The sequence below is a fragment of the Aquificaceae bacterium genome, assembly GCA_037722135.1.
Classification (GTDB): Bacteria; Aquificota; Aquificia; order Aquificales; family Aquificaceae; genus Pampinifervens; species Pampinifervens sericum.
In genome coordinates this window covers 20,866-35,705 of sequence record JBBKAW010000103.1, presented here as the reverse complement: position 1 = coordinate 35,705, position 14,840 = coordinate 20,866, and the positions used below count along the sequence as shown (strand labels likewise).

Annotated in this window: 14 protein-coding genes and 1 tRNA gene; 6 read left to right on the top strand and 9 right to left on the bottom strand. The window is 42.8% G+C overall.

Annotated features, from left to right (window positions below; genetic code table 11):
• Positions 1 to 12: 12 nt before the first annotated feature.
• A complete protein-coding gene (dnaK, locus tag WKI49_07425; protein MEJ7622316.1) occupies positions 13 to 1,878 on the bottom strand; it encodes a molecular chaperone DnaK in 1,866 nt (621 codons plus the stop codon).
• Positions 1,879 to 2,054: 176 nt separating this feature from the next.
• Positions 2,055 to 2,954, bottom strand: a complete 900-nt coding sequence (gene uvsE, locus WKI49_07420) for a UV DNA damage repair endonuclease UvsE (GenBank protein MEJ7622315.1) — start codon at positions 2,952 to 2,954, stop codon at positions 2,055 to 2,057.
• 22 nt (positions 2,955 to 2,976) lie between these two features.
• Here uvsE and obgE point away from each other — a divergent pair, with 22 nt between their 5' ends.
• Genes obgE through WKI49_07405 form a run of 3 tightly spaced genes read left to right on the top strand, consistent with a single transcriptional unit; the run spans position 2,977 to position 5,774 of the window.
• A complete protein-coding gene (gene obgE, locus WKI49_07415; GenBank protein MEJ7622314.1) occupies positions 2,977 to 4,011 on the top strand; it encodes a GTPase ObgE in 1,035 nt (344 codons plus the stop codon).
• The gene (locus tag WKI49_07410) at positions 3,977 to 4,912 is read left to right on the top strand and encodes a DNA double-strand break repair nuclease NurA (protein ID MEJ7622313.1); all 936 of its coding nucleotides are present in this window, start codon (positions 3,977 to 3,979) and stop codon (positions 4,910 to 4,912) included. The genes obgE and WKI49_07410 overlap by 35 nt, the downstream gene beginning before the upstream one ends.
• On the top strand, positions 4,905 to 5,774 hold the full coding sequence (locus WKI49_07405; protein ID MEJ7622312.1) for an AEC family transporter: 870 nt from the start codon (positions 4,905 to 4,907) through the stop codon (positions 5,772 to 5,774). Before WKI49_07410 ends, WKI49_07405 begins: the two co-directional genes overlap by 8 nt.
• Positions 5,775 to 6,553: 779 nt before the next feature.
• On the opposite strand, the gene WKI49_07400 is transcribed toward WKI49_07405, so the two are convergent.
• The 7 genes from WKI49_07400 to WKI49_07370 all read right to left on the bottom strand — a co-directional run bounded on the left by WKI49_07400 (position 6,554) and on the right by WKI49_07370 (position 12,831).
• Positions 6,554 to 6,627: transfer RNA gene (locus WKI49_07400), tRNA-Met, on the bottom strand.
• A gap of 21 nt (positions 6,628 to 6,648) precedes the next feature.
• Positions 6,649 to 7,713, bottom strand: coding sequence for a Xaa-Pro peptidase family protein (locus WKI49_07395; GenBank protein MEJ7622311.1), 1,065 nt, complete (start codon positions 7,711 to 7,713; stop codon positions 6,649 to 6,651).
• A complete protein-coding gene (locus WKI49_07390; protein ID MEJ7622310.1) occupies positions 7,710 to 8,819 on the bottom strand; it encodes an RNA polymerase subunit sigma-54 in 1,110 nt (369 codons plus the stop codon). Before WKI49_07390 ends, WKI49_07395 begins: the two co-directional genes overlap by 4 nt.
• Positions 8,809 to 10,062, bottom strand: coding sequence for a hemolysin family protein (locus WKI49_07385; protein MEJ7622309.1), 1,254 nt, complete (start codon positions 10,060 to 10,062; stop codon positions 8,809 to 8,811). The genes WKI49_07390 and WKI49_07385 overlap by 11 nt, the downstream gene beginning before the upstream one ends.
• The gene (locus WKI49_07380; GenBank protein ID MEJ7622308.1) at positions 10,031 to 10,942 is read right to left on the bottom strand and encodes an ABC transporter ATP-binding protein; all 912 of its coding nucleotides are present in this window, start codon (positions 10,940 to 10,942) and stop codon (positions 10,031 to 10,033) included. The genes WKI49_07385 and WKI49_07380 overlap by 32 nt, the downstream gene beginning before the upstream one ends.
• The gene (gene hemN, locus WKI49_07375; protein ID MEJ7622307.1) at positions 10,939 to 12,309 is read right to left on the bottom strand and encodes an oxygen-independent coproporphyrinogen III oxidase; all 1,371 of its coding nucleotides are present in this window, start codon (positions 12,307 to 12,309) and stop codon (positions 10,939 to 10,941) included. Before hemN ends, WKI49_07380 begins: the two co-directional genes overlap by 4 nt.
• Positions 12,310 to 12,360: 51 nt before the next feature.
• The gene (locus WKI49_07370; GenBank protein MEJ7622306.1) at positions 12,361 to 12,831 is read right to left on the bottom strand and encodes a rhodanese-like domain-containing protein; all 471 of its coding nucleotides are present in this window, start codon (positions 12,829 to 12,831) and stop codon (positions 12,361 to 12,363) included.
• Between the two features lie 140 nt (positions 12,832 to 12,971).
• Here WKI49_07370 and WKI49_07365 point away from each other — a divergent pair, with 140 nt between their 5' ends.
• The 3 genes from WKI49_07365 to WKI49_07355 all read left to right on the top strand — a co-directional run.
• Positions 12,972 to 14,174: a methionine adenosyltransferase gene (locus WKI49_07365; protein ID MEJ7622305.1), complete on the top strand. Its 1,203-nt coding sequence runs from the start codon at positions 12,972 to 12,974 to the stop codon at positions 14,172 to 14,174.
• A 52-nt stretch (positions 14,175 to 14,226) separates the two neighbouring features.
• Complete coding sequence (locus WKI49_07360; protein ID MEJ7622304.1) at positions 14,227 to 14,583, top strand: NADH-quinone oxidoreductase subunit A; 357 nt, start codon at positions 14,227 to 14,229, stop codon at positions 14,581 to 14,583.
• A gap of 26 nt (positions 14,584 to 14,609) precedes the next feature.
• Positions 14,610 to 14,840 (top strand): hypothetical protein (locus WKI49_07355; protein MEJ7622303.1); only part of this gene is annotated, 231 nt, incomplete at its 3' end.

The window sequence follows — 14,840 nt, the reverse complement described above, 5'->3', positions numbered from 1 at the left end:
GTCTATATTATATCATATAGGCTTTCCTTCTATAACGTCTCCACCTTCACCCTTTTGTGTGGTTTGTCCTTGATATATATAGCTTCCTATCTTACCAGCGGTCTCAAGCACCCGTTCAATAGTCCTTCTTACTTCTTGCACATCTTGAGAGCTTGCAAAGACCCTCTTTGCCTCTTCTATGGTCCTTTCTATCTCTGAAACCATATCCGTGGGCAGTTTTTCTCTGTTTTCTTTGAGAACCTTTTCAAGGTTGTAAATATGCTGGTCAAGTTGGTTTTTGGCTTCTACCAACTCTTTCTTTTTCCTATCCTCTTCCTCGTGAAGCTGAGCTTCCCTTATCATCCTCTCTATCTCTTCCTGTGTAAGACCCGAAGATGCCTGAACCCTAATGGACTGCTCTTTGCCGGTGCCTAAGTCCTTTGCGGTCACATGGAGAATACCATCCGCATCTATGTCAAAGCACACCTCAATCTTTGGAACGCCTCTTGGTGCTGGCGGTATCCCAGTGAGATAAAACTTACCCAGGGATTTGTTGTCTTTTGCCATTGGACGTTCGCCTTGTAGCACGTGGATTTCCACTTCTGTTTGATAATCGCTGGCTGTGGTAAAGATTTCACATTTCCTGTAGGGTATGGGTGTGTTTCTGGGTATAAGAACCGTCATAACACCGCCATAGGTTTCCACACCAAGAGAAAGAGGAGTTACGTCCACAAGGAGTATGTCCTTAACCTCTCCAGAAAGCACACCAGCCTGTATGGCAGCACCCACTGCCACCACTTCGTCTGGGTTTACACCCTTGTGTGGTTCTTTGCCAAAGAATTCCCTTATCCTTTGCTGAACAAGAGGAATCCTCGTAGAACCTCCCACAAGCACTACTTCGTCAATATCTTGAGGTCTTAGTTTGGCATCCTCAAGGGCTTTTTTAACGATATCCATAGTTCTGTCTATGAGGTCTTTTATCATCTCTTCAAGTCTTGCTCTTGTAAGCTTTTTCTGTAGGTGCAAAGGTTGATTGGTGGATGGGTCTATGGTTATAAAGGGTAGATTTATCTCCGTTTCCAACTTAAAGGATAGTTCCTTCTTTGCTTGCTCGCTGGCTTCCTTTAGCCTTTGCAAAGCGGTCCTATCTTTTCTTAGGTCAACACCAGTTTCTTTCTTGAACTCCTCTATCAGCCACTCCATTATCCTTTCGTCTATGTTTGCACCACCAAGATGTGTATCTCCTGAGGTAGCCTTAACTTCTATCACTCCTTCTCCACCTTCAAGAATGGAAACGTCAAAGGTTCCACCACCAAAGTCGTAAACAAGTATCCTCACATCGCTTTTCTTATCAAGTCCATAGGCAAGTGCTGCAGCGGTTGGCTCGTTAAGAATTCTAAGCACCTCAAGCCCTGCTATCTTACCTGCATCCTTTGTAGCTTGTCTTTGCCTTTCGTTAAAGTAGGCAGGAACTGTTATAACCGCCTTTGTTATCTTTTCTCCGAGGTATGCCTCCGCAGCCTCCTTTAGCTTTTTGAGGACTTGAGCACCCACCTCTTCTGGACGGACTTTCCTACCTAAGTTTGGTATCTCAAAACTGGCATCTCCCTTATCATCTGGCACAACCTTGTAAGAAACACGTTTTGCTTCATCAAGCACTTCCTCGTACTTCCTACCTATGAACCTCTTAGACTCGTATACAGTATTTTCTGGGTCAAGTATGGCACGCCTTTTTGCAGGCTCACCCACAAGCACCTCCTTTTCCTTTGTCCAAGAGACCACCGAAGGCGTAAGCCTTGAACCCTCTTGATTGGCAATAACCACAGGCTCATCACCCACCATAACCGCCACTACAGAGTTTGTTGTCCCAAGGTCTATACCTATTATCTTCTCCGCCATAGAACACCTCCTTCTTTAGGATGTGGTATCTAATATAAAACTTTAGCATAGTTTTGTCAAGTTTTTTATGTGAGGTTTTTAGAACTTTGAAGGGTTTCCCTTCAAGCAATTCTTGGTAGTTTGGACTGATTGCATGTAGCCCTCTTGAGACAAAGAAGGAAACCAGCGACCTCGCTCTAAAACCTTTCCATCCTCAACAACCTGCTATGGAGATAAATTTCATAAAGGAGCTTTTCCACTGCCTTTTCTTTTTGCTTTGCCTCAAGAATAAGGTCTATTCTGTTTCCACCAAAGTGATTGAGGAAGTCCATAAAGTCTTCTACCTTTATCCAGTCTCCGTGTTCGCCAAAGCGATGCTTTCCCTTTGGCTCAGAGGATAGATGAAACTCTGGCACACGCCCAGACCAAGTTTGCAATATTTCACTTACCTCAAACTCTGAAGGATTTAGACGGTTATGGTAGTAGTCAAAAACTATAGGTAAGTCCAGCTCCGCATCCAAAAGGTCTTTTACTGTGTAATGTCTTTCATCGTTTTCTATAGCAAGATATCTATAGAGCCACTGGTTTTCCCTTAGGGTATTCTTTAACCTTTTGAGACTTTCCCTTTTGTCTTCGTAGACACCACCTGCATGAATCACTACAACTCCTTCAGCTCCAACGCCTAAGGTTTCCAAAACCCAAAAGTGATATTCCAATTCCCTCAAAGATGCGTCCACCACCTCCTTTTTTGGAGAGTTTAGCACCACAAACTGTCCTGGGTGCATGGTTATCCTTATTGGAAACTTCCTCAAGGTCTTGGAAAACTCTCTTAATTTTCCCTCCACCTCCTTTAGCCAGTCCTTTTTGAAAGAAGGATGAGATGCAAAAGGCACAAGGTTTGAACCCAGCCTAAATATACCACAGCCCAAGGATAGGGAAATCTCTAAGAGCTTTTCAAAATCTTTTAGGTTTTTCTCCAATACATCTATGACTTTTTGATAACTCAGGTTGGAGAGCCTAAACTTCCTATTAGTAGTTATCTTGCCATCTGCAGTAGAGCAGAAAAACCCTACCTTTATGCCCTTGAGTTCAAACACAGGGGAATTATACTTATTTCTTATGTTCGTTGATAGGGTAAAAATACACGTTAAGGCTGGGGATGGTGGCAATGGTGCGGTTGCTTTTCTAAGGGAAAAATACAGACCCTTTGGTGGTCCTGCGGGTGGAGATGGTGGAAAGGGTGGGGATGTGGTTTTGGTAGCCACAGGGAGAAAACATACCCTTTATGACTTTAAGTTTCAAGCGCATTTTAAGGCTCAGAGGGGAGAGCATGGTAAAGGGAAAAACCAGAAGGGCAAGGATGGAGAAGACCTAATAATAGAGGTGCCAGTAGGGACGGTGGTTATTGATGCAGAAACTGGAGAAGTCCTTTGCGACCTTGTAAAAGAAGGACAAAGGTGCGTGGTGGCAAAGGGTGGGAGAGGTGGAAGAGGCAACGCACACTTTGCAACACCTACCAATCAAACACCAAGATACGCAGAAAAGGGGGAGAAGGGAGAGGAAAGGTGGCTCATATTGGAGCTAAAGCTCATAGCGGATGTGGGTCTTGTAGGGCTTCCTAATGCGGGAAAGTCCACTCTAATATCTGTCCTTACAAGGGCAAAGCCAAAGATAGCGGACTATCCCTTTACTACCCTTTCCCCTGTCTTGGGTGTTATGGAGTTGGACGAAGAGAGACATGTGGTAATTGCGGACATCCCCGGTCTTATAGAAGGTGCGAGCCAGGGAAAGGGTCTTGGTCTTGACTTCCTAAGGCATATAGAAAGAACTAAGTTCCTCCTGCACTTGGTAGACATATCAGAGGGAAGGGCAGAGGACCCTATAAAAGCCTTTCAAACAGTCTTGAAAGAGATGGAAAACTATAGTCCAGAACTCCTTAAAAAGCCTCAGATAGTGGTGGGAACAAAACTTGACGCCCTATCAGACAGGTCTTATATAGAAAGCTTAAAAAAGGTCTTTGAAAGTATGGGTTATCCCTTTGTAGCCATATCCGCCGTGACTGGTGAGAACCTCAATGATTTAAAATACCTCATAGGAAGGAAGTTAGAGGAGCTTAAGGATGCAGAGCTTGGGAAGATACAAGTTGTCTCTTAGTCCACATCAACCACAGGAAATAGAACCCAATGAAATAGAAGAATCTCTGCAGTTTTCCGACCTTGCGGAAGAGCCAAGGGTATACGATGGATACGTGCCAGAAAATTTCAGTCTTGTGTTTATAGACGGAGTAAGACGCACCGAATGCCTTGCCTATGTTAGAGATGAGGAAACAGGGGAGAGTTTTGAAGGTGCTTTCTTATCCTTGGGTGCTGGTGCTTTAAGGATAGAATATGGAAGGCTAAACCTCTTAAGGGAATCTCTTCTACTCCATAGAGTGGAACGGCTTTTCTTTCATAAAGGTGGTATTCTTGTGGACGAATTGCTTGGCTTTAGAGCGTATGCGGTTGAGAGAGAGCTTTCTGTGGAAATTAACAGATACATGAAAGAAGAGCTTGAGGCAGAGGTTGCCTTGCAAATTCAAAGGGAAGTCAAGGACAGTCTTGTAATATGCGATGGAACATTGAGCTATAAGCTTAGGAAAACACCTTTTCTGGGTCTTGTAAAAAGCATGAAAAAGCTCTATATGGATAGGTCGTATCTTCCTCTTTTATACATTTTGAAGCCTGGACAAAGAAGCCCCATAGTGAAAGTTCACCATCAGCAGGAACAAGAAGAGAAGGAAAAGGTAGATAAATATACATGGTATGTAAAGCTCACAGAACACGAAGGGCTACAAGGTCTTGTAAGAGTTGAGGTCTTCAAAAGGGACTTTGAAGAGGTTAAAAGACTTGCTAACATTTCCGCAGGAGTGCTTCCTCTCTTTGCCAGCCAATCCTTCCAAGATAGAAGGTCTCCACAAAATCTTTTACCCATAGGTAGGCTTGAAAAGTTTCTCAGACTTCATTTAGGTCCATACCGCATTATAAGGAGGCAGATAGAGAGCTTTTTCTATGCTTGAGGTCTTTCTTACCGTAAGCATTGCATACATACTCAAAAGGCTTGGTCTATTTTCCGAGGAACATTCTAAAGTTTTGGTAAACTACGTGTTATATTTTGCCCTTCCCTTGTTAAGTTTTAAGACCGCACATAGTATAGGTCTCTCTAAGGAAGTGGCTTTTATCGGCGTTGGTGCTTGGCTTGTAATAGCTCTGTGTATACTCACTTCGTATCTCGTAGGTAAGGCTCTCAAGCTCAAAAAATCAGACCTCAGGACGCTTATGATGGCTTCCGCCTTTGGCAATACAGCCTTTCTTGGCTATCCTTACAGTTTTACCTACTTTGGAGAAGAAGGGCTAAAGTATGCGGTTATTTACGACAGCGTAGGTTCTTTTCTTGCGGTCTCTTCTGTGGGCTTTTTAATAGTGAGTGGCAATCTTCAATTAAGGTCCATAATACTCTTTCCACCCTTTCTTGGCTTGTTATTTGGCTTTCTGCTAAGGGCTTATGAGCTTCCAGCCTTCTTTTGGAAGTTTGTGGACTTTTCTATTGCGTCGCTACTGCCAGTGGTTTTGTTTTCTCTGGGTCTTTCCCTTGAGTTTTCTCATGTTGGTAAAGGTCTTAAACTCTTGGCTACCGCCGTTGGCATAAAGATGTTCCTATCTCCACTTTTTGCCCTTTTGGTATTTAAAGCCTTGCCTGTGAGCGAAACCGCTTACAGGGTCTCTGTGCTTGAGTCCGCTATGCCTACCATGATAACCGCAAGCCTTTTGGTGCTAAGGTATGGGCTCAACCATAGCCTTGCCTTTGCCAGTGCAGGTCTTGGCATTCTTTTGAGTTTTTTGAGCATTCCCGCATGGGTTTATATCCTAAATAAGCTCTAAGAAAGCCAGACAGCCCCTACCTGCTTTTGCGTAAAGTGTTAGTAAAGTGCACTCATAGAAAGAAAAGTCTACAAGCTCGTTGACTATCTTGGCACTATGGAGATATCCAAGATAAGCACCTTCACAACAGAGCAGTATAAACTGCATAGCTAAAGCCCAACACAATAAACTTAGAGCTTAACATTCTCAGAGCAATCCTCATGAAAGCCAAAACTCTAAAGCTATACTCTGGAGAGTATCCCTTAGCATGAACAAATATCCCTTTTGTGGACATTTATCCACACCTCGGGTTTAGGGGCTCACCAACGAAAGTAGCCTTACTCCAACCGCACTAATACCGCTCATCAAGCAGGCTTTTTATATCCACTTGATAAGGGCTTGCAGAGTGCAGTGTAAACACCAACCTCACCTAACACGGTTAGGCAAGCCTTTATCGGTATTCCCCTTCCGCACCCTGCTTTAAAAACTACGGAATAATACACAACATTTATCTTCGTTTGTCAACGCTTTCAAAGACTAGTCGCCAAGACCTGCAGTGGAGTTTGCAGTCTATAGGTACGGCACTATAGCTATAACTAATGCCAAGAATAATGAAACAGCAAGGCTTCCACTGGAAAAGCAAGCCATTGAACTCCGCATAGGCTACGTCTTTACCAATCCAAAAGACAAACCCTAAAGACATTCAAAACCACAGGCAAGAAAACAGGCATACCTTTAGAGCCTGAATTTTAGAAAGCTATGTGGAAATCTCTGGACAGTTTATACACAAGGTTTTTAACTTGCGGGGGGAGGATTTGAACCTCCGACCTTCGGGTTATGAGCCCGACGAGCTACCAGGCTGCTCCACCCCGCGTAGGGATATATTATTATAACATCACAACTCCACCAAGTCAAGAGGTATTTCCGATAAGGGCTCTGCATATCCACCCTTTACAACCACTATATTCTCAAGCCTTACGCCAAACTTTCCAGGAAGGTATATGCCCGGCTCTACAGTAAAAACCATCCCCTCTTCTATCTTCACATCCTTGTCTTTGCCCTTGTAATAAACCCTTGGATATTCATGTATTTCAACACCCACACCGTGTCCAAGAGAATGGTTAAAGAATTTGCCAAAACCCTTCTTTCTTATGTATTCCCTTGCGGTCTTGTCAATCTCTCCCAGTTTCCTTCCTACTTTTATCTTCTCAAGTGCAAGGAGATGAGCATCCCTTACCACAGTGTAAACCTTCTTAAACTCGCTATCCGTCTTTCCCAAAAAGATTGTTCTTGTGAAGTCCGTGCAATAGCCTTTCCACAAAAGTCCCATGTCTATGAGAATTGGCTCACCGTGTTTTATAGTCTTTTGAGAGGTCTCGTAGTGGGGTATAGCAGAGCCCTTACCACTTGCCACTATGGCAGGAAAGCTCTCACCGCTTGCCCCTGCCCTGAAAAACTCCCCCACAAGCCAAGACCTTACCTCAAGCTCAGTCATTCCTTCTCTTAGCTCATGCAAAAGCCTTTCGTATATCTTGTCGCTAATTTTCACCCCTTCCTTCATTATCCTTAGCTCTTCCTCATCCTTTATAGCCCTCATTTCCTTTAGAATGCCCGAAACACCCTTCCATATAAAGCTACCCTTTAGAGCCTTCCTAAACTCACAACTCACCCTATCCTCTTCATAGCCCACCTTGGAAACTTTTAGTCTTTTTAGGAAGTTCTTTATAACCCTTATGGCATTTTCTTTAATGAGCACCACATCCCAGTCTTTTAGAGTAGACCTGGCTTTCTCGTAATACCTGCCATCGGTCAAAAGATGATAAGAGTCCCTTGTAATGACCACATAGGCATGGCTTGACCTAAAGCCAGAGAGATAGAAAACGTTAGCCTGCGAACTAAAAACAAAAGCGTCAAGTTTATGCTTTTTCAAAAGCTCCTGGACTTTTTCTATCCTTTTCATGACCTGCCCTCAAGGATTCTTCTGTATTTGTTTACAGTCCTTCTTGCTATGTGTATGCCTCTATCTTTTAGTAGCTTTGAAATCTCTTGGTCAGAAAGCCTGCACTTTTCAGATTGAAGTATCTCCTTTATGGCTTTCATTATCTCTTCTTTGCTATAGCCTTCCTTTGTCTCCCTTAGGAAAAAGGACCTAAGAGGGAACACTCCTATGGGAGTTTTTGCATACTTTCTGCTAACTATCCTGCTTACCGTTGAGAGGCTAACCTCTGCCCTTTGAGCTACTTCACTAAGAGTTAAGCTCTTTAGTGGCTCTTTCCCAAGCATAAAGCCTGCCTGTCTTTCCAAAATTAGGTCTCCAACCACACGCATAACCCTCCTTCTCATTTCCAATATAAAAGTTATAGGCTTTAGACTCCCTACCGCCTCCACATCCCAGAAGTCTTCCATAAGAAAAACATACCACTGACTTCCATCGTATTCAAAGACCACATCCACACTACCGCTTTTATACGCCACTTGAGTGCCCTCAAAAGGACTAAGTTTTAGCTTTGACAAGACTTCTCTTGCCCTTAGGTCTCTACTTTTGCCCTTTAGCACCCTTAGGACTTCTCTATGAAGCTCTTCCTCCTTGGGGTATAGCTCTTCAAGTTGGACAAGTATAAACTCTTCAAGGTTTTTACTGGCAACACCCAAAGGTTCAATCTCTTTCATTATAAACTCTCTTATCTCCTCCACATACTCAGGGCTAACTCCGTAATGTTTGGCTATTTCTCCTATGTCTCCGAGGAAAAATCCCTTGTGGTTAAGTCCAGATATTATCTCAAGGGCTATGTCAAGGTCAAGACCATCAAACTCATATCTTACTTGTTCTTCAACCTTACTTATTTCACTTTGTGTAAATATAGGCTGATGCTCTGCGTATTCCTGATAAAACCATCTTGGTCTTGTCTTTAGTGTTAGCTTTATTTGAGGGTTTTCTTCTTGTTTTAGTTCAAGCTCTTGCAGAAGCTCTTCTGAGGTTTTCAAAAGCAATTCAAGGCTGTTTTCTATTTTCAATAGCAGGCTTGTCCTTACCTGTGGCAAAACCCTTATGGGCTTATCTTTCAACTTTTTCCTCCTGTTTTGCGGTTATAAAAACGCTCACAATTCTGTTGCCTTCCATTTTATCCACCACAAACTTGAACCCATCGTAGAAAAACTCATCTCCTTCTTCTGGAACTTTTGAAAGTTTTGCCATTACAAAGCCACCTATTGTATCGTATTCATAGTCTTCTGGCAATCTAAATCCTATTCTTTTTGCCACCGTTTCCACATCTACCCACCCGCTTACCATGTATGTATCTTTGGAAACCTTCACTATATCCTCTTCCCAGCTTTCTGGCACATCTCCAAAGAGATATTTCATTATGTCATATACGCTTACAAGACCAGATATTTCTCCGTGTTCTCCCACCACAAGGGCAGTTTGAGTTCCATGAGACCTCATCTCCTTTATAAGTTCTGTTATGCTAAGTATCTCTGGCACAAACAATGCCTCTCTTTTGAAGTCCTTTAGAGGTCTCTTTAGGTTCTTTGAGATGGGAACAAGGTCCTTTACGTATAGCATGCCTACCACGTTGTCGGGGCTTTTTGAAAAAAGCGGTATTTTACTGTGCTTTCTCTGGATTATCTCCTCAATAACCTCTTCCAAGAGGCTATCTTCTGGCAACATAAATATGTCTGGTCTTGGGGTCATAATCTCCTTTACCGTGGTATCCTTTAGGTTTATAGCCCTTTCCACAACTTCCAAATCCTTCTTATCAAAATATCCAAGGGATATACCCCTTTCAAGCAACTCCATAAATGTATCCTTGGAGTCTTTGCCCTTTTCTTCCACCTCCACAAGACCTATAAGTTTGCTAACTGGTCCTATAAGCACTGTGCGAATTGGTTTCATAAGTCCATGAACAAGGATAAAAGGCACATAGTATATAGGAGCAAGCCTTGTGGCAAAGGGTAGAACTGTGTTTTTTGGAAGCACCTCACCAAAGACAAATATCAGCACGCTTGAGAAAATAACCGCAAAGCCTGCACCCTTTGGACCCATAAGGTCTACAAACAGCTTTGTCCCATACGAGGATATGAGTATGTTTACCAGCTCGTTTCCAAGCAGGATAGTAAGGAGCACCTCTCTGGGTTTTGAAAGGAGCTTTAAAAGAGCCCTATATATCCTTTTCCTTTCCTTGAGTTTGAGAAGATACCTGTTTGCACCAAAAAAGACCACCTCTGAGGAGCTAAAAAAACCAGACATAAATAGTAGGAAGAAAAAGATGAGCACCTCAGTATAGATTGCATGAGACGAGCCGTCCATTCTGGTTTACCTCCCTAACTTCCTGCTCACATTCTTTTATTCTATACTTGCACTGGGAGAAGAAGGGGCAAGGGCTTGGCAGGCTTTCTTCTACAAAATCTTCAATGAACTCCTTTCTCTGAGAAGGATGCCTTGCAGGAACTGTGCCTAAAAGATACTGAGTGTAGGGATGCAGAGGATTCTTGAGCACATCCTTTGATAGACCAAGCTCTACAAGTTTTCCTCTGTATAGAACGCCCACTCTATCAGAAACCTTTTCAACCGCCCTTATATCGTGGGTTATAAGCAGAGTGCTTATACCTTCTTCCTTTAGCTTGAGAAAAAGCTCTAATATGCCTGCCCTGTAGCTCATATCAAGGGCTGAGGTAGGCTCATCTGCCACTATGAGCTTGGGTTTTAGGACTATAGCTCGTGCTATGGCTACCCTTTGTCTTTGACCTCCAGAGAGCTCTTCTGGTCTTCTTTCCAGAAAACTCTCCTCAAGCCCTGCCATAAGCAAAGCCTGAAGCACCTTCTCTTTTCTGTCTTTTTCTTTGTGAACGAGCAGTGGCTCTTGCACTATCTCTCCCACTTTCATGCGCGGGTTTAGAGAGCTCCTTGGGTCTTGGAAAACCACTGAAACAAGCCTTGTGTATTCTTTTCCCATTTGGAAGGGGTCTTTACCTTCAAAAAGAACTCTTCCCGAGGTTGGTTTTTCAAGCCTAAGAATAACTTTACCAATAGTGCTTTTTCCAGACCCAGACTCTCCCACAAGAGAGAATATCTCTCCATATCCTATCTCAAAGCTTACCTCCTTTACCGCCCAGATAAACCTCTTGGAGAATAGACCAATGGTAAAGACCTTGGAAAGTTTTTCTATACGAAGTAGCTCCTCTTTCATATAGTCCTGGAAAACCTCTGCTCCTTTTTTGTCTTTATATACTGGTCAAAGACCATAGCGATGTTTCTTATCAAAAGCCTACCTTCTGGCAAGACCTTTATACTTCTGTCCTCTATCTTTAAAAGACCATCCCTTTCCATATCCATGAGCTCCTCTAACTCTGAAGAAAAGTGTTCTTCAAACCTTATACCAAAAGACCGGTCTATTTTCTCAAAGTCACAACGGAAATTGCACATAAGCTCCATTATAACCTCACGCCTTATGAAGTCCTCTTCTGTAAGAATGTAGCCTCTCATTGTGGGTAGTTTTCCTGAGTCAAGGGCAAGGTAATATTCTCTTATGGTCTTGTAGTTCTGGAAATATCCCTCATGGAGCATGCCTATAGAGGTTGCACCTATACCTATTAGGTCTACACCTTTCTTGGTAGTGTAGCCTTGGAAGTTCCTCCAAAGAGTCCCATCTCTTTGGGCTTGAGCCAGCTCATCTTCAGGCTTAGCAAAGTGGTCCATACCTATAAAGACATAACCTGCCTTTTGGAAAAGGTCTATGGTCATCTCCAATATGGTTAGCTTGTCCTCTGGTGGTGGCAGTGTGGAGGGGTCTATTTTCCTTTGCAAAGGCTTAAGCCAAGGCACGTAGGCAAAGTTAAAGACCGCTGTCCTGTCTGGGTCAAGCTCTATGGTTTGAAGCAAGGTTTTTCTAAACTTCTCTGGTGTTTGGTAAGGCAGTCCATATATGAGGTCTATGTTTATGCTCTTAAAGCCCAAACTTCTTAGGTCTTTCATAACCCTCTGCATAAGCTCGTAGGATTGTATGCGGTTTATAGCTCTTTGAACCTCTGGGTCAAGGTCCTGAAGTCCCATACTTACACGATTAAAGCCCACCTCTCTGAGGGTTTCCAATTGACCTTCCGAGAGATATCTGGGGTCTATTTCTACACTTATTTCCGCATCCGGTGAAATATTAAAGACCTCTCTTATTTTTCCAAAAAACTCTCTTATCTCCTCGTTGCTTAAAAAGTTTGGAGTGCCACCACCCCAATGGAGTTGAACTACTGGTCTTGAAGTATCAAGGTAGTCCTTTAGCATTTCCATTTCTCTGTAGACATAGTCCAAGTATCTTCTGGTAACATCCTTCCTGTGGGAGATTATCACATTACAACCACAAAACCAGCAGGCACTTTCACAGAAAGGTATATGAAAATACAGAGAAAGGGGTCTTTTAGAGAGATTGCTCTGAAGAAGCATTCTCTTGTAGTCTTCTTCTCTTACTCCTTCGTGAAACTCTGTAGCAGGTGGATAGCTTGTGTATCTTGGACCAGGACGGTCATACTTTTTTATGAGATTTTCGTTAAAAATGGTTTTCATAGAATATAAATATAGTCTCTTTTCAAGAGGGGGCGTAGCCCCCAAGAGAATTTACTTTACGTAGTCTGTTGCAGCTCTTCCCACCTCCCTTGCAAGTTCTGCCACACCACCTCTGAATTGGAAAGCCTTATCAAAACCTAAGGCTCTAAGTGCAGTGACTACCGCTGCCGCTCTGTCTCCTGTGTGGCACACCACCACTATTTTCTTGTCCTTTGGAAGTTTGTTTAGGTTTTCTTCTTTGAATAGTTCGTGCATGGGTATACGAAGTGTATTTTTCCAAGTGGGTCCTACCACTGCCGTCTCCGCAGGAGTTCTTACGTCAAGTATCACAAAGTCTTCGCCTCTTTGTATCATCTGGAGAAGCTGTTGAGTGGTTATTTGGCAAGGTCTTTGCTTGAGAACCTCTGGCGTCATCTGAGAAAACATAGCGTTGAAACGTTTTGCAAGCTCCTTGTCATAAGAAAAGGCTGTCCCTACAAGGCTCAAGGCTCCAAAGGTTAAGGCAAGCACTGCTCTTTTCATGGTTCGCCTCCTTTTGTGATTTTAGTCAGTTATTCAATTATAAGCATATTCTAATACTCTGTCAATGCTTATCATAAAGGGCTATTAAACTCCAACTATGTTATACTTTTCTGTTGGCAATTCTCAAAGGAGGTAGTCAAGTGGCAAACATAGTAATAACTCCCATGACCTTTAGACCAACCTATGAGCTTGATGCAGAGATAGTGGAGCGTAAGGGAATAGGTCATCCAGATACCATATGCGACTACCTTGCGGAAAACCTTTCAAGAGAACTGTGCTTGTGGTATTTGAGAGAATACGGTGCGGTTATGCATCATAATGTGGATAAGGCACTTCTTGTGGGTGGTGTTGCAAGGGCGGAGTTTGGCGGTGGTGAGGTTATAGAACCCATAGAGATATACCTTGTGGGTAGAGCAATATTAGAAAAAGATGGCAAAAGGCTTGACGTTCATGACCTTGCGGTAGAAAGTGCAAAAAGATGGTTAAGGGAAAACATAAAGAACTTGGATGTGGAAAGGCATGTGGTTATACATACAAAAATAAAGCCTGGAAGTAGAGATTTAGTGGAGCTTTTTGAAAGATTTCAGAAAAAAGGTGAAGTGCCACTGGCAAACGATACTTCTTTTGGCGTAGGTTATGCACCCCTTGATAGCTTAGAAAGAGCGGTCTTTGAAGCGGAAAGGTTTTTAAACTCAGAGGAGATGAAAAAAGAACATCCAGAGATAGGAGAAGACATAAAGGTTATGGGTGTGCGTATAAGGGACAAGTTTAGGCTTACTATAGCCCTCGCCTTTGTAGGTAAGTATATAAAGGACATCCAAGACTATTTCCAAAAGAAGGAAGAAATACGCAAAAAGGTAAAAGAAAGAGTAGAAGCGCTCATATCCAAAGAGGTGGATATCTTTATAAACACTGCAGACAGCAGGGAAAACAACTCCGTTTACATTACGGTCACTGGCACATCCGCAGAGCAAGGAGATGATGGTCAGGTGGGTCGTGGCAATAGGGTAAATGGTCTGATAACTCCCTACAGACCCATGAGCCTTGAGGCAGCAGCAGGTAAAAACCCAATCTCTCACATAGGCAAGATATACAACAGAGTTGCAAACCTCATAGCCCAAAGAGTTGTAGAAGAGGTGGAAGAAGTAGAAGAAGCCTACTGCTATATAGTCTCACAGATAGGAAAACCCATAAACGAACCTCAGGTCTTGGACGTGAGCGTAAGAACCAAGAAAGACCTAAAAAGCCTTGAAGAGCTCGTGAGGAAAATAGCACAAGAAGAGCTTGATAAGATGCCTGAAGTTTGGAAAGGCTTTGTGGAGGGTCTATATCCAGTAGCCTGATTAATATCATAAACTTTTGACAATAAAAAGGCAAAGATGGTAGAATAAAAACATGGAGTACGTAGGCATTTTGCTGTTTTTCTTTATCGCCTTGTTTATAGGACTTGCCTTTAGTTTTCTCAATGACCTACTTGGTCCAAAGACAAAGGAAAAAATGGAAGGCTATCCCTACGAATGCGGTGTTCCTCTGTATGACCCAGAGGCAAGAGGAGTTTTTAAGCAGGGTTATTATTTGTTAGGTATTTCTCTTATTCTTTTTGACATTGAGGTAGCCTTTCTCTTTCCATGGGTAGTTGTCTTTGAAGAGGTAGGTCTTTATGGACTTGTGGGGGCATTGCTGTTTATCTTTATTCTTACCCTTGGTCTTGCTTACGAGTGGAAGAAGGGGGCTCTCAAGTGGCAGTTTTAGACAAAAAGGATATCTTTTAAGAGGCTATGGCTATTTTGCCTTATGAGGTTTACAAGGTTATAGAGGAAGAGGTTGGAAAGGAAAAAGCAGAGAAGATTGGCAAAGCCATTGAGGAAGCCTTAAACGCTATAGAAAAGAAGGCACTGGAACAAAAACCTATCTTAAAAGCTGAGATAAAGGAGGAGCTAACTAAAGAGCTTGCAACAAAAGCAGATATCGCAGAAGTTAGAGCGGAAATAGAAAAGGTTAGGGCGGAT